The following is a 21,613-nucleotide window of genomic DNA, read 5'->3' on the forward strand; positions in this document are numbered from 1 at the left end:
CATGACCAACATCATCCAGCAGCTCGAGAAAGAGCAGCTCGACAAGATCGCTGAAAATCGCGAAGTTCCGGAATTCGATGCAGGTGATACCGTTCGTGTGCACCTGAAAGTCGTTGAAGGTACCCGTGAGCGTATCCAGCAGTTCGAAGGCGTTTGCATTGCGCGTAAGAACCGCGGCCTCAACTCTTCCTTCACCGTGCGTAAAATCGCATCGGGCGAAGGCGTTGAGCGTATCTTCCAGTCGTATTCCCCGGCCATCGACAAAATCGAAGTCGTTCGCCGCGGTGACGTACGTCGCGCGAAACTCTACTACCTGCGTGGCCGTACCGGTAAATCTGCACGTATCGCCGAGCAGACCACCGGCCACAAAGGCAAGCTGACCACTGCAGAGCGCAGCAAGAAGAAGTAATTCTTCGCGCATCTCGCGTCAGAACAAAGACGGGCTCACCTTCGGGTGGGCCCGTTTTCATTTTTGGTATCTGCGTTAGCCTTACGCGCCTGATGGATCACAAAAACAGAAATACACATATTAATTGCATTATGGCGAATCGCCTGATTCCATCGCAATGAAGGCAGTTCCGCAGAAACCTGAGGATTAATTCATCAGCTCAGGTTATATCAGATATCCCTTACCTACATCACCAAAGCCTTATTTGGCTACTTTGGGATGCTGCAAACCGCCCCACTCTATTTAGGAGTGTGAAACAGCCAAAAACACGCGCCCCATACCTTGCGATTTGGAAGGCGGCGTGTATAAAGGCACTCCCGCGGCAAAAACGATCAAACCCGCGTGGTTCTGAATAATAAAATTTCGCAGACCGGATAAAGCCGGTTGCGCCGGAGAAACGACACGTCCCGCCCGCCATACACGGCTGGTATTGCACCGATCTTCGTGACATTCAGAACTGCATCCGGCGGGCCAAGCGTTGCTGCTCAAAAGATCGATGTATTATGAGGAGGTCGAGATGGGTCAGCCTAAAACCCTTTTTGACAAGATTTGGGAAAGCCATGTGGTCGATACGCAGGATGATGGTACCTGCCTGCTTTATATTGACCGACATCTCGTCCACGAAGTGACCAGCCCGCAGGCATTCGAAGGCCTGCGCAATACGGGCCGCAAAGTGCGCCATCCTGAGCTGACGCTTGCGGTGCCCGATCACAACGTTCCGACGTCTGACCGTTCCGAAGGCATCAAGGAAGAAGACAGCCGCATTCAGGTTGAAACCCTTGACCAGAACGCCAAGGATACCGGCATTCACTATTTCCCGATGGCTGACCTGCGTCAGGGCATCGTGCATATCGTCGGCCCGGAAGAAGGCTTTACCCTGCCGGGCGTGACCATGGTGTGTGGTGACTCGCATACCTCGACCCACGGTGCGTTTGGCGCCCTGGCATTTGGTATTGGCACCTCGGAAGTTGAACACGTTCTGGCAACCCAGACGCTGGTTCAGAAACCGGCCAAGAACATGCTGGTCAAAGTCGAAGGCGATCTGCATCCGGGTGTTACTGCCAAGGACATCACCCTTGCAATCATCGGTCGCATCGGCACTGCTGGTGGTACCGGCTATGTTATCGAATATGCTGGCTCGGCCATCCGGTCGCTGTCGGTTGAAGGCCGCATGACCGTCTGCAACATGTCGATCGAAGGCGGTGCGCGTGCCGGCCTGATCGCACCGGACGAAAAGACCTTTGAATATATCAAGGGCCGCCCGATGGCACCGAAGGGTGCTGCGTTCGAGCAGGCTGTTGAATACTGGAAGACCCTGCCCTCTGATGAAGGCGCACATTACGACAAAGTTGTCGAAATCGATGCTGCCGATATCGTCCCGCAGGTTACCTGGGGCACCAGCCCGGAAGACGTCGTACCCGTCACCGGCACCGTTCCGTTCCCGACCGATGGCAAGGATGCTGGCAAGCAGAAAGCCATCGAACGTTCGCTGGAATATATGGGTCTGACCGCAGGCACCCCGATCGAGGAAATCAAGATCGACCGCGTCTTTATCGGTTCATGCACCAACGGTCGTATCGAAGACCTGCGTGCTGTTGCCGAAGTCGCCAAGGGCCGCAAGGTTTCCGAAACCGTGAATGCCATGATCGTTCCGGGCTCCGGACTTGTGAAAGAACAGGCAGAGGCCGAAGGCCTTGATCAGATCTTCATCGAAGCAGGCTTTGACTGGCGCGAGCCGGGCTGCTCGATGTGTCTGGCGATGAACCCGGACCGTCTGGCCCCGGGCGAGCGTTGCGCTTCGACCTCGAACCGTAACTTCGAAGGCCGTCAGGGCCGTGGTGGTCGAACCCACCTCGTCAGCCCGGCCATGGCAGCTGCGGCTGCGATCACCGGTCATCTGACCGACATTCGCAAACTCGGTTAAGGAAGGTTCCCATGGCCGATCAGACATTCATCAATTTCCGCGAAAGTGCCCCGCGTCTGGGCCGCGCACCGGTGCTTGAGCAGCTCCTGCCGCAACTGACCGGCATCAACCTGCCGGACTTCGTTGCGCAGGAACTCGACGCGACCGAAGAATTGATCGAAGCACTCGGTCTGGCCTGGGAAACTGGAAGCAAGGGATAAGACAATGGAAAAATTCACCAAGCTCACCGGTGTTGCAGCACCGCTGCCGATGATCAATGTCGATACCGACATGATCATTCCCAAACAGTTCCTCAAAACCATCAAACGTTCGGGCCTTGGCAAGAACCTGTTTGATGAAATGCGTTACGACGACAACGGCAACGAAATCCCGGATTTCGTTCTGAACAAGCCGGCCTATCGCAATGCCAAGATCCTGGTATCGGGTGATAACTTCGGCTGTGGCTCTTCGCGTGAACACGCACCGTGGTCGCTGCTTGATTTCGGCATTCGCTGCGTGATCGCACCAAGCTTTGCCGACATTTTCTATAACAACTGCTTCAAGAACGGCATCCTGCCGATCCGCTTGCCGCAGGAAGATGTCGACAAACTGATGTCTGATGCGGAACGTGGTGCCAACGCCACCGTCACCATCGATCTTGAAAATCAGGAAATCAGCGGCCCGGACGGCGGTTGCATCAAGTTTGAAGTCGAAGAATTCCGCAAGCATTGCCTGCTGAACGGTCTCGACGATATCGGCCTGACCCTGCAGAAGGGCGACGCCATCAACGAATTCGAAGCCAAGCGCGCTGCATCGCAGCCCTGGCTGTCGCTGTAATTGCAAAACGGGCGGCAAACATCGGTTTGTCGCCCGTTTTCTGATCGCTACGGGGTCATGCGCCTCGATAATATCTGGGAAGGAAGCATTTATGAGCACCACCAAAAAAGTACTGATGCTGCCGGGCGACGGAATTGGCCCGGAAGTCATGCGTCAGGTTCAGCGCGTCATGGACTGGATGGCGAAAAAGCGCAGCGTGAATTTCGAAATCACCGAAGGTCTGATTGGCGGCGCGTCGATTGATGCGCACAACAACCCGCTGACCGACGAAACGCTGGCGGATGCCATGGCCGCGGACGCGGTTCTGCTCGGTGCTGTTGGTGGTCCGAAATGGGACGACATGCCGTTCGACATCAAACCCGAACGCGGTCTTCTCAAAATCCGCAAGGAAATGGGTCTGTTCGCCAACCTGCGTCCGGCGCTGGTGTTCGATGCACTTGCCGGTGCGTCCTCGCTCAAGGAAGACATCGTCAAGGGTCTCGATATCATGATCCTGCGTGAATTGACCGGGGGCATCTATTTCGGTCAGCCGCGCGGTATCGAAGAACGCGACGGTGTCCGTCACGGTTTCAACACCCTGGTTTATTCCGAGCCGGAAGTCGAACGCATCGCACGCGTTGCCTTTGACATGGCGATGAAACGTGACAAGCGCCTGTGCTCTGTCGACAAGGCCAACGTTCTGGAATCCACCGTTCTGTGGCGCGAAGTTGTCGAACGTGTTGCCAAGGACTTCCCGGAAGTCGATCTCAGCCACATGTATGTTGATAACGCCTCCATGCAGCTGGTGCGTAACCCGAAACAGTTCGACGTGATGGTCACCACCAACATGTTTGGCGACATCCTGTCTGATTGTGCCGCCATGCTGACCGGATCGCTCGGCATGCTGCCGTCCGCATCGCTTGGTGCGGCCGATGAAAACGGTGCGCGCAAAGCGCTCTATGAGCCGGTACATGGCTCCGCGCCGGACATCGCCGGTCAGGACATTGCCAACCCGTTGGCCACCATCCTGTCGTTTGCCATGATGCTGCGTTATTCGTTCGACATGGGCGATGACGCCACCCTGATCGAAGACGCGGTTCAGAACGTCCTTAAGGGCGGCCTGCGCACCGCTGACATCATGCAGGACAGCATGGCCAAGGTTTCGACCACCGTCATGGGTGAGTCGCTGATCAACGAACTCGACAAACTCGTCTGATCATTCTTCACGATCCCAAATATGAAAAGGCCGGATTTCGATCCGGCCTTTTTGCATTACAGCGTGACTTCCTTGGCATCGGCCAGAACCGCTGAAAACAATGCCAGCTTGTCCGGATTGCGGTGCACAAACAGATCGATAATTTGCCCGTCGCGTTCGGTCGCGCTAATTGCCGTTGTGACAATCCCGTCTTCGACCATCAGAAGCCAGCATGCATCCGCAAGCGTGATGCCAAGCACGCGCTCATTCGGGCTGCGCTTGCCCCAGACACCGACAAAGAATCGCGAAACATGATCCGCCCCAAACAGCGGATTGGCCGTCGCCAGCGCCTTGCCCCCACCATCGGAATACAAAATCACATCCGGGGCGAGCAGATCCAGCAACCGCCCCACATCACTGGTGCCGATCGCGGTAACAAACGCGTCCAACCGTTCGCGATCGCACGCTGTCGCATTCGGTTCGGGCGTAGCATCCCGGTCATTTTCACGCTGCATCTTGCGGCGTGCGCGAAACAGGATCTGGCGGGTATTGTTGGGCGTACGTTCGATCAGGGGGGCGATGTCATCATGCAACCACTCGAAAACCTCGTGTAGCACAAGTGCCACCCGCTCAATCGGGGCCAGACGTTCGAGCATCAACATATAAGCCTGTCCAAGGCCATCGCGCTCGATCAACTCGGCTTCGGCTTTGGGTTGTTCGGGCGGAAGCCAAGGTTCGGGCAACCAATGGCCGACATAGTTCTCGCGCTGACGGCGGGCTGATTTCAACACATCAAGACAGATGTTGCTGCACACCCGCACCAGCCAGCCAGTGGCATCATTGATCGTGTCCTGATCCTGATTGCGCCAGCGCAGCCAGACATCCTGAACCGCGTCTTCGGCATCGGCATGACTGCCCAGCATGCGATAGGCAAGTGCAGTAAGCCGCGCGCGATGTTGTTCAAAAATACGATCTGCCAAGGATGACCTACCAAACGCATGAAGCGATACGGGCAAATCCCGTATCGCTGTTTGTGGCTGATTGTAAGGGCTTCTCCCAGCCCCGTCAGGAAGCTTGCGAAGATTATGCAAATTCATGCTGCGCAATACCCAACCGGTTCCAGGCATTCATCGTGGCAATGATGCAGGTCAGCTCGGAAATCTCGGCTTCCTCGAAATGATCCAGAAGCATGCGATGACACTTCGAAATCGTGACTTGGCATTCCGCGCGCGTCAGGCATTCGGCCCATACCAGTGCCGCACGCTCCGCCTCGGTAAATCCTTCTGCACTCTGCCAGACTGGCAGCATCGTCATTTTAACGGGATCGCCGCCATGTTTGGCGAAGCTGTCTGAATGCATGCGCACGCAATAGGCACAGCCATTGATCTGCGACACCCGGCATTCGATCAGATCACGCAACACCGGCGCGATCAGCGGGTCTGTGCCAAGTTCGTTGGCAAGCGCGAACTGGGCCTGAAACAGTTTCGGGCTGACTTCGTGAAAGGCAAAGCGGGTCATGACTATTCTCCTTGGTGACACGAGGAATATCTGGGGGAAATGCCCCCCTCTGCCAACAAGGACGAAATACGGGCGGCCCGTGTTACACGACCCGCCCGCAAAATTCGAAATTCATAAAATCAGCGATGCGCCCGCCTCAGACCATGCCAGCATCCTCAAGCGCGCGGACGACATTGTCATGCATTACCCATGTCCAGTCCTCGCCATCGCTTTGCGTGCCATCGGCAAGGGTAAAGATCGCCGCCAGATAATCACTGACATCACTCTCACACTTCGGCAAATCCGCTGCCGTCGCGATCTTGGCAGCAAGGCGACCGTATTTCTTGTTCCCGATCCGGCACCCGAAATGCCCGACCGTTTCGGCCAGTTTCAAACCGGTAATCTTGCGTCCCGGGGCATTGGCGTGGGCACGCAGCATATCGCGTTCACAGCTCGACATTTCAATGTCCGCCAAGGCGCGAACATAGTCCTCCGACCGTCCGATATGCGCTGCCATGGCATCATCCGTTTGCGTCTGGTGGTCGGCGTCATCCCAGGTGATCACTTTCAACATGTCGTTTCCTCCCGACAAAATGACCGGCCATCACTTTTCATATTCGCTTTTCACATCTGTCGTGCCGGTCCATCACGCGATGTGGCTTGGTTTGAAGGCACGTTTGCGACTGCTTTTGTTTGATTTTTGATTTGCAGTCATGCTGCGCAACTCACCGCAGCAATTTCGAGCGCCTTATTACTTGATATGGGAAGCGGCACTCGGAAAACAAACAGGGCGGGAAACCGTCGTTTCCCGCCCTGAATCATCAGGCATATTCAAAGCCCGGCTTGGTAAAGACAAACTGGACGACCCGCATGCCGCCGCCGCCCTCGGCCGCGTCAAAGGCATTGATGCAGCCCGCCAGATAGAATTCCCACATGCGTTTGAATTCTTCGTCGTATTTTTCCGGGTCCAGTTCATCGGCCACCTCGCGGAACCGATCCCGCCAGGCAATCAGCGTCTGGGCATAGTTCCGCCCTGGGTGGAAATGCGATGCTTCGACCGTCAGGTTGGCATGTTCGGCCGCCTCGACCACCTCATGCACCGCCGGGATATAGCCGCCCGGGAAGATATACTTGTCAATCCAGGGCGATGTGAATTCGGCGCGCGGCTTGATGATCGTATGGATCACCGCACGTCCCCCGGCCTTAAGAAGCTCACCAACCTTTTCGAAATAGGTTTTGAACTGATGGCGTCCGACATGCTCGAACATGCCGACCGAAACCACCCGGTCATATTTCCCGGCATTGGCATCGGCAAACAGGCGGTAATCCAGCAGGTGATAATCAAGTCCTGTCTTCATGTTCGCGCCCATCTCGGCACGCTTTTCCTGGGCCCAGTTATACTGTTCGGTCGACAGGGTAATGCCATGCACCTCGGCCCCGGTTTCCCGGTGGATAAAGCGGCTCAAACCGCCCCAGCCGCACCCGATATCAACCACCCGCAAACCGGGTTCATTGATCTTGAGCCGCTGTGTCGTCAGGCTCATTTTCCGGTGCTGGGCTTCTTCCAGGGTCTGCGCCCCATCATCCCAGAAGGCACATGAATATTGCATCTCCGGGTCAAGGAACCGGGTGTAAAGATCATTGCCGATATCATAGTGATGGCGCACGCGGTGCGACGCTGCCCGGACCGAGGTAAACTGCCCGATCTGGAATTTCAGCGCCTGCAGCTTTTCAATAAAGCTGCCAAATCCGCTGGTCGAATGGCCGCCTTCGAAATTAAGACGCAAGATCCGTATCAGGTCTTCCATCTCGCATTTCACAAGGTCGAAGCCGCCATGCATGAAAGCCTCGCCAAAGCCCGGGTCCGGGCTCAGTGCCATTTTAAGTGTGTTGGTCCAGTCCGGAACAGTCATGCCCGCACGCGGGTCTGTCCCGTCCCCCAGCACGATCTCGTGCTTGTCATCGACGCGAAAGACCAAAGTTCCGCGCGTCACATGCTCCCGAAAGAAATCGAGAACCTTTTTCTGTGTCCAATCCAAAGTCATCGGGTACGTCATCGGCCGTCCTTTTTACAAAAGTCGGAACAGGGTCAGAACCCACTAATTTGGTTTAAATGGTTCATCGGATTTGTGCGGATACGCGGAGGAAAACTGCAGGAAGATATAAATCTTTCAAAGTTTTACGACAAAGTAGCCCGTGCTAATCCGGTGAATCCGAAGGACAGACGTTATATTTACAAACTCCGGCGTCAAACCCCTTGGCCGGGATACCAGCCCGCCCCGCGGGCTTTTCCTTGGATTTCGCAAATATAACGTCTGCCATTCAAATCAAATTAGTGGGTTCTGGCCCTACTGATCGCCCCATATGCAGCGTTGCTGCATATCTGCATCTAACCTTGATCAGGAACGTTTTGGCTGGTCGTCCGGAAAAGTCGTCAGGTGGTGGCACTGGTGGCGCCAACGCCCGCCAGGCAGAAAGTCAGAAATCAACCCGGCAAATGCAAAACGAATCTGATTTCAGGTTCGACACATGAACCCCTGTAACAATTCTGCCAGATTTTTCAGCAATCTCAAGTAGTAATCATTATCGCATTGCCAAGGACACGCTTGCGCAATTGCCCAGAAACCCTTACATGTCGCCCCAGATTATCAGACATTATTCACAGGCAGGCGCGCGGACCGCCGCCGCCTGACAGACTGAAAAGAGGCACCCAGATGGGCTTTAAAATCGCCGTTGTTGGCGCGACCGGAAATGTTGGGCGCGAAATGCTCAACACCCTAGCCGAACGCAATTTCCCGGCAGACGAGATCTTTGCACTGGCCTCTTCGAAATCCATCGGCCGCACGGTTTCCTATGGCGAAGACGACGAGCTGTCGGTTTCGGATGCCGCGACCTTTGATTTTTCCAAGGCCGACATTGCGCTGTTTTCCGCTGGTGGCGAAACCGCCAAGAAACTGGGCCCCAAGGCTGCCGAAGCCGGTTGTGTCGTGATTGATAACTCCAGCTACTGGCGCATGGAGCCAGGCGTTCCGCTCGTCGTGCCGGAAGTCAATGCCGACGCGCTGGCGGGCTATGCCAAGAAAAACATCATCGCCAACCCGAACTGTTCGACCATTCAGATGGTGCTGGCCCTTAAGCCGCTTCATGACATGGCCGCGATCAAACGCATTGTCGTATCGACCTATCAGTCGGTATCAGGTGCTGGCCGTGCGGCGATGGACGAGCTGTTTAACCAGACGCGCGGCATCTATGTGAATGATCCGCCTCAGAAAGAAGAATTTACCAAGCAGATCGCCTTTAACGTCATCCCGCATATCGACAGCTTCATGGACGATGGCGCGACCCGCGAAGAATGGAAAATGACGGTCGAAACCCGCAAGATCCTGGCGCCGGAAATCACGGTCCACGCGACCTGCGTGCGCGTCCCGGTCTTTGTCGGCCACGGCGAGGCGATCAATATCGAGTTTGAAAAACCGATCACAGTTGAAGACGCCCGCAAGGCCATGAAAGACTTCCCGGGTGTCTCGGTCGTCGATTACCGTCAGGACGAAGGTTATGTCACCCCGCAGGAAGTCCAGGGCGAAGACAATGTCTTTGTCTCACGCGTGCGCAAGGACCCGACCGTCGAAAACGGTCTGTCGCTGTGGTGTGTTGGCGACAACCTGCGTAAGGGTGCGGCATTGAATGCCGTGCAGATCGCAGAAAAACTGATCGCCGATTTCCTGCCCAAGAAATAAGGGATCTGCTCGATCCTTCGCCGATTTGAAAGCAAAACCCGCCCATCGCTGGGCGGGTTTTGTCGTTCCACATCCCGGCAAGATGCTGGTCAGAGGCGCCAAAAGACGCTAGGGAAAAAGAACACGACATTTCAAAATCAAAAAATGCCCGCCGTCAAAAAGACTGTGGGCCTAAAAAAATCTGGGGAATCGGATGGTCAAACGCACGCGCAAGGAAGCGGCCCGCCTCGATGAAGCAGCCCGCGCTGGCTGGCTTTATTATTGTGCTGGCAACACACAGGATGAAATCGCCCACAAGCTTGGCGTGTCGCGCCCGACGGCACAGCGTCTGGTGTCGGCCGCTGTCAGCGAAGGTCTTGTGAAAGTCCACCTCGATCACCCGATTGCCCATTGCATGGAACTGGGCAAGGCGATCTGCGAGACTTATGGCATCGCCAGTTGCGATGTGGTGCCGACCGATCCGGCTGCCCCGGATGCGATGTTTGGTATGGCACAGGCCGCGGCCAACTATCTTGAACGTGCCCTGCATTCAACCGACCCGCAGATCATCGCATTGGGCACGGGGCGTGCCATGCGCGCCATGGTCGATGAGATCGGGCGCATTGATGCCCATCATCACAAGATCGTCTCGCTGGTGGGGACCATCGCCCATGACGGGGCGGCCAGTTTCTATGACGCGGTCACGGATCTGGCAGATCGCACCCGCGCACCGCACTATCCATTACCGATCCCGGTCATCATTGCCGATCCGCAGATGCGCCAACGGATGCAGTCCCAGCCGCCGATGGACAATATCCTCAAACTCGCGCGTGAGGCCGACATCCGCTTTATCGGCGTCGGGCATCTCGGCGATGACGCACCGCTGCATATTGATGGCTTTATCTCGAAAGACGAGCTGGTCTCGCTGCGCGACAGCGGCGGCATTGGCGAGGTGATCAGTTGGTCCTTTGATCAGGATGGCAATATCCTCGATCATCCGGTCAATCATTGCGTCACCAGCGCGCCTGCTGTGCAGCCCGCAACCAACACCATCGCGGTTGCCAAGGGCGCCAAAAAGGTTGCAGCGATTCGGGGCGCCATGCGCGGTCAACTGATTTCAACTCTCATTACCGACGAAGCAACTGCGGAAAGTTTGCTGCGCTAGCACGTGGCGGTTTTGCACATGGTTCGAATGCCTTTGCGCCCTGCCAACCCTGTTGGCGGGGCGTTTCTTTGTGCGGCGCAAAAACGATTTTGTTTGACAAGTAATAGCGAAATTGAGTGAATGCTCATCACCTGAACAAATGATCAATATGTGCAGCTGAAGTTGCTCAGCGGGTAAATAGTCCTTTGGGAGGAAATATGAAACGCGTAATGGGAGCAGCGCTATGTGCGTTGCTGGCTGGCGGTATCGCACACGCCAATGCCGAAACGAAACTGACCATCGCAACCGTCAATAACGGTGACATGATCCGCATGCAGAAGCTGACGGATGATTTCACCTCCAAGAACCCCGACATTTCCCTTGAGTGGGTCACGCTCGAGGAAAACACCCTGCGTCAGCGCGTCACCACCGACATCGCCACCAAGGGCGGTCAGTATGACGTCATGACCATCGGCACCTACGAAGTTCCGATCTGGGCTGAAAAAGGCTGGCTCGCACCGCTTGATAATCTTGGTTCCGACTATGGCGTCGATGACCTGATGCCTGCGATCCGCTCCGCTGTTTCGAACGATGGCGAGCTTTATGCTGCACCGTTCTACGGCGAAAGCTCGATGATGATGTACCGCACCGACCTGTTCGAAGAAGCGGGCATCGAAATCAACGGTCGCCTGACCTGGGATCAGACCCTTGAGATCGCCAAGAAACTCCACAAGCCTGACGAAGGCGTTTACGGCATCTGCCTGCGCGGCAAAGCCGGCTGGGGTGAGAACATGGCACTGATTACCACCATGGGCAATGCCTATGGCGCACGCTGGTTCGACGAAGAATGGAAACCGACCTTTGATGGCGACGCATGGAAAGATGCGCTCGACATGTACACCAACATTCTTGGGAATTACGGTCCTCCGGGCGCGACCTCGAACGGCTTTAACGAAAACCTTTCGCTGTTCAACTCCGGCAAATGCGGCATGTGGATTGACGCCACCGTTGCAGCATCCTTTGTCACCAACCCGAAAGAATCCAAAGTTGCAGACAAGGTCGGCTTCACCGAAGCACCGTGCGCTGTAACTTGCTCCGGCGCCAACTGGCTCTGGGCTTGGAACCTTGGCATTCCGATGGGCTCACAGAAAGTAGAAGCCGCACAGAAGTTCATCTCCTGGGCGACCTCCAAAGCCTATCTCGAACTGGTTGCCTCCAAGGAAGGCTGGGCAAACGTACCGCCGGGCACCCGTATGTCGCTTTACGAAAACCCGAAATATCTCGAAGCGGCACCGTTCGCAGACGAGACCCTTCTGGCGATCGACAGCGCAGACCCGATCAACTCGACCCTGGATCCGAAGCCGTATGTTGGCGTCCAGTTCGCCGCAATCCCAGAATTCCAGGGCATCGGCACCACGGTTGGTCAGCAGTTCTCCGCAGCCCTTGCCGGTCAGATGAGTGTTGAGCAGGCCCTTTCGGCTGCACAATCCTCCACCGATCGCACCATGCGCAAGGCTGGTTACTACTGATAAACTTCCCAGACCGGAATTCTTTACCTGATTGGAATTCCGGTCTGCACCTCCTTAACCTGAGAGAAACTTGGGTGGTGGTTGCAAAACGCACCGCCCTTTTTTTCCCTTAAGGGCCAAGCTCAGGACCTAAGGACACAAACGTAATTTCGGGGAGCACATCATGTCGACACGGGCCTCGACCCTTACCGGGCGCATCATGTCCGCACCGTCGATCATCGTCCTGTTCTTGTGGATGGCCGTCCCGCTGGGCATGACGATTTACTTCTCCTTCCTGCGCTACAACCTGTTGTCGCCGGGTATGGAAGAGTGGATCGGAACACTTAACTACGAATTCTTCCTGACAGATCCGGCGTTCTTCGCGTCCCTTGCCAACACCCTGTTGCTGGTCGGATCGGTTCTGGTCATCACCGTGGTGGGTGGCATTCTGCTGGGCCTGATGCTTGATCAGCCGATCTTTGGCCGCGGCATCCTGCGCCTGCTGGTGATCGCACCATTCTTCATCATGCCGACCGTGAACGCGCTGGTCTGGAAAAACCTTTTGATGGATCCGGTGTCAGGCATGTTTGCCTGGATCGCCAGCCTGTTTGGCCTGCCCGCGATCGACTGGTTTACCAACGCGCCACTGACCTCGATCATCATCATGGTGTCCTGGCAATGGTTGCCCTTTGCTGTGCTCATCCTTCTGACCGCCCTTCAGTCGCTTGACCGCGATCAGAAAGAAGCCGCCCAGATGGACGGTGCCGGGCCGATCTCGATCTTCTTCTATATCACCCTGCCGCACCTCAGCCGTGCGATCACGGTGGTTGTCCTGATCGAAACCATCTTCCTGCTGACCGTCTTTGCCGAAATCTTTGTCACCACTGGTGGTGGCCCGGGTCTGGCAACGACCAACATCGCCTTCCTCGTCTATACGCAGGCGCTGTTGCAATTCGATGTAGGTGGTGCTTCTGCTGGCGGCATTGTTGCGGTCATTCTGGCCAATATCGTGGCGATCTTCCTGATCCGCCTTATCGGCAAGAACCTGGACAAATAGGGGCCACGACATGGAAAACAAACAGACACCCCTTGGCTATGTCAGCTTCTCTGTCTTTGCGTGGATCGTGGGTCTTCTGATCTTCTTCCCGATCTTCTGGATGGTGCTGACCAGCTTCAAGACAGAACTCGAAGCCGTTTCCATTCCGCCCAGCTTCATCTCGTTTGACTGGACGCTGGAAAACTATGTCGAAGTTCAGGAACGCTCGAACTATTTCAAGTTCGCCATGAACTCGGTCATCTTGGCTGTCGGATCCACCCTTGTCGGTCTGGTCTTTGCCGTGACTTGCGCATGGGCAATGGCATTCAATCCGACCAAACGGACCAAGGATGCGCTTCTTTGGATGCTTTCGACCAAGATGATGCCGCCGGTCGGCGTTCTGGTCCCGATCTATCTGCTGTTCCGTGATTGGGGACTGCTTGATACCCGCTTTGGTCTGATCATGGTTCTGTTTTTGATGAACCTGCCGATCATGGTCTGGATGCTCTACACCTATTTCAAGGAAATCCCGACCGACATTCTCGAAGCGGCCCGCATGGATGGCGCAACCCTGCCCAAGGAAATCATCTTTGTGCTGTTGCCCATGGCGGTTCCGGGCATTGCATCGACCATGCTGCTCAATGTGATCCTGGCATGGAACGAAGCCTTCTGGACGCTCAACCTGACAACGTCTGATGCAGCCCCGCTGACAGCTTTCATCGCCTCCTATTCAAGCCCCGAGGGCCTGTTCTGGGCGAAGCTTTCAGCCGCATCGACGCTCGCGGTTGCCCCAATTCTCGTGATTGGCTGGTTCTCTCAGAAACAGCTGGTTCGTGGTCTGACATTCGGCGCGGTCAAGTAACCGCAGCCTGATAGAAATCTGGAAGAAGGAACACCAAAATGGGTGCTATCCGACTGGAGAAAGTCAAGAAAACCTTCGGCACACTGGACGTCATTCCCGGTGTCGATCTTGATATCAATGATGGCGAGTTCGTTGTCTTTGTTGGCCCGTCGGGCTGTGGCAAATCAACGCTTTTGCGCCTGATTGCCGGACTTGAAGACGTCACCGATGGCAAAATCCTGATCAATGGCACGGATGTCGCAAACGAGGCCCCGGCCAAACGCGGCTTGTCCATGGTCTTTCAGTCCTATGCGCTCTATCCGCATATGACGGTCTATAACAACATTGCTTTTGGCCTGAAAATGGCTGGCGAAAGCAAGGAAGTTATCGAAGAGAAAGTCCAGTCTGCGGCCAAGATCCTGAACCTGACCGACTATCTCGAACGCCGCCCAAGCGCGCTTTCGGGTGGTCAGCGTCAGCGTGTCGCCATCGGTCGTGCGATTGTCCGCAACCCGGCCGCCTTCCTGTTTGACGAACCGCTTTCCAACCTTGATGCCGCCCTGCGTGTGAACATGCGGCTTGAAATCACCGGTCTGCATCAGGAACTCAAAACCACCATGATCTACGTGACCCACGATCAGGTCGAAGCCATGACCATGGCCGACAAGATCGTGGTTCTTCAGGCCGGCCGCGTCGAGCAGGTCGGCCAACCGATGGAACTCTACAACAACCCGGCCAACAAGTTTGTCGCGGGCTTCATCGGATCACCGAAAATGAACTTCCTGGGCGGGGAGCTTGCACAAAAACACAATTGCCACGAAATCGGCATTCGCCCGGAACATGTCGCTGTCAGCACGGAAGCCGGGGAAATCCCCGCAACGGTCAAAATCGCCGAACACCTTGGTGCAGAAACCTATCTGCATGTCGAGGCCGACGGTTATGGCCCGATGACAGTCCGTGCTACCGGCGAAGTTCCGCTGGGCGAACATGACAAAATTTTCCTGACCCCGGAACAGGATCGCCTCCATCGCTTTGACGCCCACGGGCTAGCGCTGGGCAAATCCTGATACGTGCATGAACCGGATCGCAATGTCCCACACGCATTACGGTCCCGTCTTACCAACCAAGATAATTGTGAGTCCAAAATGTACCTGAAAAAGTTCGATCTTACCGGCCGTCGGGCCTATGTCACCGGTGGCGGTCGCGCCATCGGCCTGTCCTGCTGCGAAGCTCTTGCCGAAGCAGGCGCCCATGTCATCATCGGCGATATCAGTGACGGCGTTGCCGAAGAAGGCCGCGATTACCTGAAATCCAAAGGTTACTCCGCTGACATCGACATCATGGATGTCACCAACACCGATCAGGTCCGCGACAGCGCTGAAAAAATGGCCAAGCAGGGCGGCGTTGACATCCTTGTCAACAATGCCGGCATCGCGCGTTCCGAAACGCCGGCCGAAACCGTGACCGATGAACACTGGCTCAACGTCATTGATGTCAACCTGAACGGCACCTTCTGGTGCTGCCGTGAATTCGGCAAGCAGATGCTGGCCAAGGAAAACGGCGTCATCGTCAATGTCGGTTCCATGTCGGGCTTCATCGTCAACAAGCCGCAGGAACAGGCCTATTACAACGCCTCCAAGGCCGCGGTTCATCACCTGACCAAATCGCTTGCCGCCGAGTGGGGCGCACGTGGTGTGCGCGTCAATGCGGTTGCACCGACCTATATCGCGACCCCGCTTAATGAGTTCGTGAAATCCAAGCCGGAAATGTATGACGCCTGGATCAATGGCACCCCGATGGCCCGTCTGGGCCTGACCGAAGAAATCGGATCGGTTGTCCTGTTCCTTGCATCGGACGCTTCCAGCCTGATGACAGGGTCCATCGTTCTGGCAGATGGGGGTTACACCTGCTGGTAAGGCCAGGTGCGACAATAATGACCACAATGTCCTGAAGCTTTTGTGGTCAGCCAGGATGACGGATAGACGGGGCGCGGATGTGGGACCTGCGCCCCGTTTACCTTATCGCCGCACTGGCAAGATATCTCGAGAAGTCATTGGCGGGCATGACCTCGACCCCGTCCAGTCCCAAAAAGACCGAAAGCCGCATCAGGTTTTCCATCAGCGGCCCGGCCACATTGGCGGCCTTCGCATGGTTTTCCAGATGCGCACTTTGCACCCGAAGCACCCCGGCCTGCCGGTCCGACTTCAAATCCACACGCGCAACAAACTCGCCATTTAACATGAATGGCAAAACGTAATAGCCGTATTCGCGTTTCTCGGCGGGAACATAAATCTCGATCCGATAGATAAAGCCGAATATCCGCTCTACCCGGTCACGTTCCCACATCACCGGATCAAACGGCACCATCAGACAAGTCGGTTTGGCGCGTGACCTTGGATTGACCTTCGGGCATAGATAACCCGGCTGTTTCCAGCCTTCGACATCGGCCCGCAACAAGCGGCCTTCTTCAACAAGGCGCGCCAGACAGGCCTTGGTTTCATCGGTTGGCAGGCGGAAATATTTGCGCAGATCAATCTCGCTAGCCACCCCCATGGCGGCAATCCCCTGACAGATTAGATCACACATCGCGTCCTGCCGATCCCGGTCAGGTGCGTGGGCCGCATCGCCGATAATGCGATGGGGAAGATCATATTCGCGCTCAAAACTGCTGCGCCGTTTGCGCGCCATAACCTGACCGCTCCAGAACAGATATTCCATCGCGGTCTTGGTGTTTGACCAGCCCCACCATTTCTCGCTGCTACGTTCCTCGGTTTCGAGTGAACTGGCGGCAACCGCCCCTTCGCGGTCGATATGGCGCAGGATATTGTCAATCAGATCAGGCTGTTCACGCTGAACCCGTGCGATATTGCCCCAGGTGCCCAAGCCCTGCTCGGCATCGCGCATCCGCCAGCGATAAAGATGATAATCCTCAACCGGGATCATCGATGCTTCATGGCCCCAATACTCAAACAGCTTGCGCTGACGGGCATTCCCCCAGACCATTTCATCAAGCAGTTTCGGGTCATAAACGCCCAGCCGTGAAAAGACCGGCATGTAATGTGCGCGCGTCAGAACATTGACACTATCGACCTGCAGCATGTTGGTCGCCCGGATGGTCTTCAAAATCCGGCGCTTGGTCACATCCCGGTCCGGGTTGGCATCAAACCCCTGCCCGACAAGGGCCAGATTACGCGCCTGTTTGGCGGAAATCGAAACGACGGGCGATGGCATGGCGGCACTGTCAATTGGCATCAGAACACATGTAATTTCTTAAATGGAAACAGGGTGATACTAACACAGCCTCCTGACAATTCTGGCAGGATGATTTCCACACGTTCGCGGTTGATGCGCTTGACCGAATCCCGCGACGCTCATAGGCTTCAGGCAACAATCAATCAATGACGCCCCAACAAACAGGACAGCCCGAATGACCACCCCGCAGATCATGATTCTGGCCGTACTGCTTGGCACGGTTGTGCTGTTTTTATGGGGGCGCTGGCGCCATGACATGGTTGCGATGGCCTCACTTCTGGCCTGTGTGGTTCTGGGTCTGGTCCCGACCGACGGGGCCTTTGTCGGCTTTGGCCATCCGGCCGTCATCACGGTCGCCTGTATCCTCATTCTGTCCTCCGCTCTGCAGCGATCTGGGGCCGTCGACACCCTGTCGCGGACCGTCCTGCCGCAATCGGCCGGCCCGTTTGTGACCATGGCCGCCCTTAGTCTTCTGGCTGCTGTCCTGTCGGCCTTTATGAACAATGTCGGGGCTCTGGCGCTTTTGATGCCCATCGCCCTTCAGATCGCCAACAAACAGAACCTGCCACCGGGCAAGATTTTGATGCCGCTGGCTTTCGGCTCGATCCTGGGCGGGATGACGACCCTTATCGGGACGCCCCCCAACCTGATCGTTTCGGGCTTTCGGGCCGAGGCAACCGGATCGGGCTTTTCGATGTTTGATTACAGCCCGGTCGGGATCGCCATCGCGCTTGCCGGGTTGCTGTTTGTCATTCTCTTGGGCCGTTTTCTGGTGCCAACCCGCGAACGCGCCGGTGCCGAAGGGTTTGAAACCGGCTCCTACCTGACCGAGGCCCGCATTACCGAAGGCAGCAAGGCCATCGGCATGTTGCTGCGTGATATCAACAACGAACTTGAAAAGTCCGACGCCCAGATCATTGGCCTGATCCGCAATGAAACCCGCATCCCGGCCCCAAGCCCGTTTCGCGAACTCCATCAGGACGACATCCTTCTGATCGAAGCCGATCCCGAAGGTCTTTCAAGCGCGCTTGGCAGTCTTGAACTCACCCTTGAAGCCGAATGGCGCGATGCGCGCGCCAAGGAAGCCGCCAAGGAGGCGGAAAAACAAAAGGCGCCTGAGGATAAAGAAGCGGAAGCAGTAGAAGAGTCCGAGGCATCAGACGACGCCGAAGAAGCAACAAAACCCAAGGCACAACAGGCGGCAAAACCCGCCGAGAAAGAAATTGCTGCGCACAAAAACGATGCGCATGAAGATACGACCGAAGAAGACGCCGAAAAAGAATCCGAACCACACAAAAAGCCCGTCCAGTCCGACGACATTTCCCTGATCGAGGTCGCGGTTCTGCCAAACGCTGCCTTTATCGGCCGGTCGGCTGCCGATATCCGCATTCGGAGCCGCTATGGCGTTAACCTGCTCGCGATCTCCCGTCAGGGCCACCGCTCCATGAGCCGCCTGCGCACGATGAAAATGCGCGCCGGTGACGTGCTGCTGATGCAGGGCACACCGGCTGCCATTCATGAATTTGGCAACCGTCTGGGCTGTGTGCCGCTGGCCGAACGGTCGCTCAACCTTGGTGACAAGACCCAGGCGCTCAAGGCGACCGGTATCATGGCGATTGCCATCGCCCTTGCCGCCTTTGGCATCCTGCCCGCCGCCATTGCCTTCGCGCTGGGTGTGCTGGCAACCTTGCTTGTAGGGGTTGTTTCACCCCGCACCCTTTATGATGCGGTCGATTGGCCCGTGGTGGTTCTGCTCGCCGCCCTGATCCCGGTTGCCAATGCCATGGAAAGTACCGGCAGTGCCGATCTGATCGCGCGCTTCTTGCTGGAATCCGTCGCCCAGGGCAATGCGGTAATCGCGGTCGGCCTGATCCTGGTCGTCACCATGACGCTTTCTGATTTCATGAACAATGCCGCCACCGCGGCCGTGATGTGTCCGATTGCGATTGGCAGTGCCGCGCGACTGGATGCCAGCTCCGACCCGTTCCTGATGGCAGTCGCCATCGGCGCATCCTGCGCCTTCCTCACCCCCATCGGCCATCAGAACAACACCCTCATCCTCGGCCCCGGCGGCTTCCGCTTCAGCGACTACTGGCGCCTCGGCCTGCCAATCGAGATCATTGTTGTGGCAGTTGGGGTCCCGACACTTCTATGGGTTTGGCCGCTGTAGTCAAACTCAACCACTGCGACTGAGTTATCTTTCTGAAAAACGCTTTATATTGATAATTCTGGAAGAAACAATTTGACAAAATGAGCTATTGAATCCATATCTTCGAAGCTAGGTTGGAATAGCTGTTCACTTATGTACTTATGGTACTTGCCCACGGTGAGCAGTGAGACCCCTGTCTTTCTGTGAAGCTTGAGTGTACATTAAAGCTGGTACGAAAGAACCTCCAATGAACGGTACATTTGCAAATGTTGTTCATTGTGGCAATGCAATCTTGGGCAAAAAGTTTTAACCCTGCTCACCTTTGTGGGCAGGGTTTTCTTTCGTGAACTGCCTAAATTTGCACTTCATCGTTAGGAAAGATATTCAGGTGATCACTACTATACACTTTGTCACTATCATTAATAATATCTAACATTTTAGCATTTTCGACAAGACCATCGTCCTTAGAAGTAACATCATAATGATGCCGAAAATCAAAACGAAAACCGTATCGGTAGTGAGCGTTAAGCCAATCCACACGAGAGACATTAGAACTTGGAAAACGATGAGGCTTGTCGCGCTTGAACTCAAAATTGCGCTCATCAACAATCTTTCCACCTCTCCTTTGGAGCTCTTTCTTCAAAAAAAGTGAATATTTAAAAAAATCGCCAACACTCTGGATACCATTCACATTTTCACTGCGTTTATGGTTTTTAAAATTACGATGCGGTAATAAAAGATAATTACGAGTATCCAGCTTGTCAAATAAGACCCAGTACTGATTACTCTCAATTAGCTCCACTTGCTCAATGCAATAACTTGCTAACTGTATACTCTTTCCAAATAATTCGACAGGACACTTTACCGGCAGAGCATACCTACCAAGTCGCCCCCCGATTTTGTAATTTGAACGAGCCAGATAGACCAGAAGAATTACATCAGGTCTACTGTCTCGACAACGTGAAGGGTCGTGGTTCAAGCAAGTCTTTTTGCCTCGCCCAAACTTTAAAGCACACGTTTTTTGATCGTTATTACAAAAGCGCGTCCTCCCTTGCTCTCCAAACAAGGCATCATAAGTTGCATTTGACGCAAACGACAAATCCTTTTGCTTAAAAGAAATCTGCTCAGAACTTTTCTTAGCTGGATATGGCTGTGCAATTAAACGCACTCTGTCAGCATAGCCTTTTTCTGCGATTTTGTGTTGAAGCACATCTAAGTCAACCTGCGTAAAACCGATCACACTCAACAAATATCGCTTCACGACTCATCCTTCAGCAAAGACAAAATTAAGTTTCCATCCATTTCAAACTTAGCCCTATCATCTGAGCTGAGAGAAAGCAGAAACGCCCGAAGCTTCTCCAATTTTTTTGGCATTTTAGAAGACAAAGGCCCCAAGTAAACCGACTCATGTTTATTTGAATCATACTGAGCACTTTTTGCATATATTCGTATAGGATTGTTTGAATCCTTTAAAAGCCTAACTTTATCGGATAGATAATCCAAAATAAACTTCGAGATATTTTCGTTAGGAAAAATCTCCTTAAAAGCTTTCCCATCAGGATGATTTTTCTTAAATAACTCTCCAATCCGTGCCGTTAAAACACCTTCTTTGCTAAAAGAAGGGTCTCCTTCGAGAACCGTCAAGATAGTTTGCTTTGCAATATCAATATTGCCAGCTTCCAAATTTTGCTCGACCACTTATTTTCCCTCTCAACAATGCGAGCAACAATTCGCTCAACATTCGACCAAGAAGCCTAAAGCAACTATAGATTGAACTTTTGGCCACCGTAAAGGCCTTTTAGCGGCTTCCAGACTTCATATACAGATAACAAAAAAGTAAAATGGTTACGCTCACAAGCCATTCTTAGCTCAAATATTATAAAGGTAAACCGGGGCGAAAGAGATAGAAACTGTACTGTCCTAAAATAGCTTGACACTTCTCGACCAGCCTGAAGATGATCATTCGCTGGATTTTTGAAGCACACTTTCTAATGTTTGCATAGACAGAGCGATGTACGGCCGCATGGCATTGCAGCCCTAGGTCCATATGTTGGATCATTGGGGACTTGGCGATCCAATCTCCAACGGCCCACCCTCAAGCGATACCC

Annotated in this window: 20 protein-coding genes; 13 read left to right on the forward strand and 7 right to left on the reverse strand. The window is 54.7% G+C overall.

Annotated elements, in window-relative coordinates; all coding sequences use genetic code 11:
* Position 1: 1 nt before the first annotated feature.
* The 5 genes from rplS (at position 2) to leuB (ending at position 4,383) form a co-directional block, all read left to right on the forward strand.
* Positions 2–409, forward strand: coding sequence for a 50S ribosomal protein L19 (gene rplS, locus ACXAIA_RS10585; protein WP_475344196.1), 408 nt, complete (start codon positions 2–4; stop codon positions 407–409).
* A 556-nt stretch (positions 410–965) separates the two neighbouring features.
* Positions 966–2,372, forward strand: coding sequence for a 3-isopropylmalate dehydratase large subunit (gene leuC, locus ACXAIA_RS10590; protein WP_475349296.1), 1,407 nt, complete (start codon positions 966–968; stop codon positions 2,370–2,372).
* 11 nt (positions 2,373–2,383) lie between these two features.
* A complete protein-coding gene (locus ACXAIA_RS10595; RefSeq protein WP_062955955.1) occupies positions 2,384–2,572 on the forward strand; it encodes a hypothetical protein in 189 nt (62 codons plus the stop codon).
* 4 nt (positions 2,573–2,576) lie between these two features.
* On the forward strand, positions 2,577–3,188 hold the full coding sequence (gene leuD / locus ACXAIA_RS10600; RefSeq protein ID WP_475349297.1) for a 3-isopropylmalate dehydratase small subunit: 612 nt from the start codon (positions 2,577–2,579) through the stop codon (positions 3,186–3,188).
* A 91-nt stretch (positions 3,189–3,279) separates the two neighbouring features.
* On the forward strand, positions 3,280–4,383 hold the full coding sequence (gene leuB, locus ACXAIA_RS10605) for a 3-isopropylmalate dehydrogenase (protein WP_475349298.1): 1,104 nt from the start codon (positions 3,280–3,282) through the stop codon (positions 4,381–4,383).
* A gap of 56 nt (positions 4,384–4,439) precedes the next feature.
* Here leuB and sigJ read toward each other — a convergent pair whose 3' ends face one another.
* The 4 genes from sigJ to ACXAIA_RS10625 all read right to left on the reverse strand — a co-directional run bounded on the left by sigJ (position 4,440) and on the right by ACXAIA_RS10625 (position 7,904).
* Positions 4,440–5,342: an RNA polymerase sigma factor SigJ gene (gene sigJ, locus ACXAIA_RS10610; protein WP_475349299.1), complete on the reverse strand. Its 903-nt coding sequence runs from the start codon at positions 5,340–5,342 to the stop codon at positions 4,440–4,442.
* A 103-nt stretch (positions 5,343–5,445) separates the two neighbouring features.
* Positions 5,446–5,880: a carboxymuconolactone decarboxylase family protein gene (locus ACXAIA_RS10615; RefSeq protein ID WP_475349300.1), complete on the reverse strand. Its 435-nt coding sequence runs from the start codon at positions 5,878–5,880 to the stop codon at positions 5,446–5,448.
* Between the two features lie 136 nt (positions 5,881–6,016).
* Positions 6,017–6,433: a hypothetical protein gene (locus ACXAIA_RS10620; RefSeq protein WP_475349301.1), complete on the reverse strand. Its 417-nt coding sequence runs from the start codon at positions 6,431–6,433 to the stop codon at positions 6,017–6,019.
* Positions 6,434–6,680: 247 nt separating this feature from the next.
* A complete protein-coding gene (locus ACXAIA_RS10625; RefSeq protein ID WP_475349302.1) occupies positions 6,681–7,904 on the reverse strand; it encodes a class I SAM-dependent methyltransferase in 1,224 nt (407 codons plus the stop codon).
* A 669-nt stretch (positions 7,905–8,573) separates the two neighbouring features.
* Between ACXAIA_RS10625 and ACXAIA_RS10630 the strand changes: the two genes are divergently transcribed.
* The 7 genes from ACXAIA_RS10630 to ACXAIA_RS10660 all read left to right on the forward strand — a co-directional run bounded on the left by ACXAIA_RS10630 (position 8,574) and on the right by ACXAIA_RS10660 (position 16,020).
* Positions 8,574–9,596 (forward strand): aspartate-semialdehyde dehydrogenase, encoded by a 1,023-nt coding sequence (locus ACXAIA_RS10630; protein WP_475349303.1) that lies wholly within the window; start codon positions 8,574–8,576, stop codon positions 9,594–9,596.
* A 193-nt stretch (positions 9,597–9,789) separates the two neighbouring features.
* Positions 9,790–10,740, forward strand: coding sequence for a sugar-binding transcriptional regulator (locus tag ACXAIA_RS10635; protein ID WP_475349304.1), 951 nt, complete (start codon positions 9,790–9,792; stop codon positions 10,738–10,740).
* Positions 10,741–10,937: 197 nt separating this feature from the next.
* Positions 10,938–12,248: an ABC transporter substrate-binding protein gene (locus ACXAIA_RS10640; protein WP_475349305.1), complete on the forward strand. Its 1,311-nt coding sequence runs from the start codon at positions 10,938–10,940 to the stop codon at positions 12,246–12,248.
* 163 nt (positions 12,249–12,411) lie between these two features.
* Positions 12,412–13,284 carry a carbohydrate ABC transporter permease gene (locus ACXAIA_RS10645; RefSeq protein WP_475344172.1) on the forward strand — a complete coding sequence of 291 codons (873 nt, stop codon included), beginning with the start codon at positions 12,412–12,414 and terminating at the stop codon, positions 13,282–13,284.
* Between the two features lie 10 nt (positions 13,285–13,294).
* Positions 13,295–14,125 carry a carbohydrate ABC transporter permease gene (locus ACXAIA_RS10650; RefSeq protein WP_475344171.1) on the forward strand — a complete coding sequence of 277 codons (831 nt, stop codon included), beginning with the start codon at positions 13,295–13,297 and terminating at the stop codon, positions 14,123–14,125.
* 38 nt (positions 14,126–14,163) lie between these two features.
* Positions 14,164–15,171: an ABC transporter ATP-binding protein gene (locus ACXAIA_RS10655; RefSeq protein WP_475349306.1), complete on the forward strand. Its 1,008-nt coding sequence runs from the start codon at positions 14,164–14,166 to the stop codon at positions 15,169–15,171.
* A gap of 78 nt (positions 15,172–15,249) precedes the next feature.
* The gene (locus ACXAIA_RS10660; RefSeq protein ID WP_475344168.1) at positions 15,250–16,020 is read left to right on the forward strand and encodes an SDR family NAD(P)-dependent oxidoreductase; all 771 of its coding nucleotides are present in this window, start codon (positions 15,250–15,252) and stop codon (positions 16,018–16,020) included.
* Positions 16,021–16,117: 97 nt separating this feature from the next.
* Here the strand turns inward: ACXAIA_RS10660 and ACXAIA_RS10665 are convergent, their stop codons facing one another.
* Positions 16,118–17,356 (reverse strand): winged helix-turn-helix domain-containing protein, encoded by a 1,239-nt coding sequence (locus tag ACXAIA_RS10665; protein WP_475349307.1) that lies wholly within the window; start codon positions 17,354–17,356, stop codon positions 16,118–16,120.
* A gap of 175 nt (positions 17,357–17,531) precedes the next feature.
* Between ACXAIA_RS10665 and ACXAIA_RS10670 the strand changes: the two genes are divergently transcribed.
* On the forward strand, positions 17,532–19,526 hold the full coding sequence (locus tag ACXAIA_RS10670) for an SLC13 family permease (protein WP_475349308.1): 1,995 nt from the start codon (positions 17,532–17,534) through the stop codon (positions 19,524–19,526).
* A gap of 331 nt (positions 19,527–19,857) precedes the next feature.
* Here the strand turns inward: ACXAIA_RS10670 and ACXAIA_RS10675 are convergent, their stop codons facing one another.
* Positions 19,858–20,766: a hypothetical protein gene (locus ACXAIA_RS10675; RefSeq protein ID WP_475349309.1), complete on the reverse strand. Its 909-nt coding sequence runs from the start codon at positions 20,764–20,766 to the stop codon at positions 19,858–19,860.
* Positions 20,763–21,203: a hypothetical protein gene (locus ACXAIA_RS10680; protein ID WP_475349310.1), complete on the reverse strand. Its 441-nt coding sequence runs from the start codon at positions 21,201–21,203 to the stop codon at positions 20,763–20,765. Before ACXAIA_RS10680 ends, ACXAIA_RS10675 begins: the two co-directional genes overlap by 4 nt.
* Between the last annotated feature and the right edge of the window lie 410 nt (positions 21,204–21,613).

This window comes from Thalassospira sp. ABL2_045 (genome assembly GCF_056161285.1).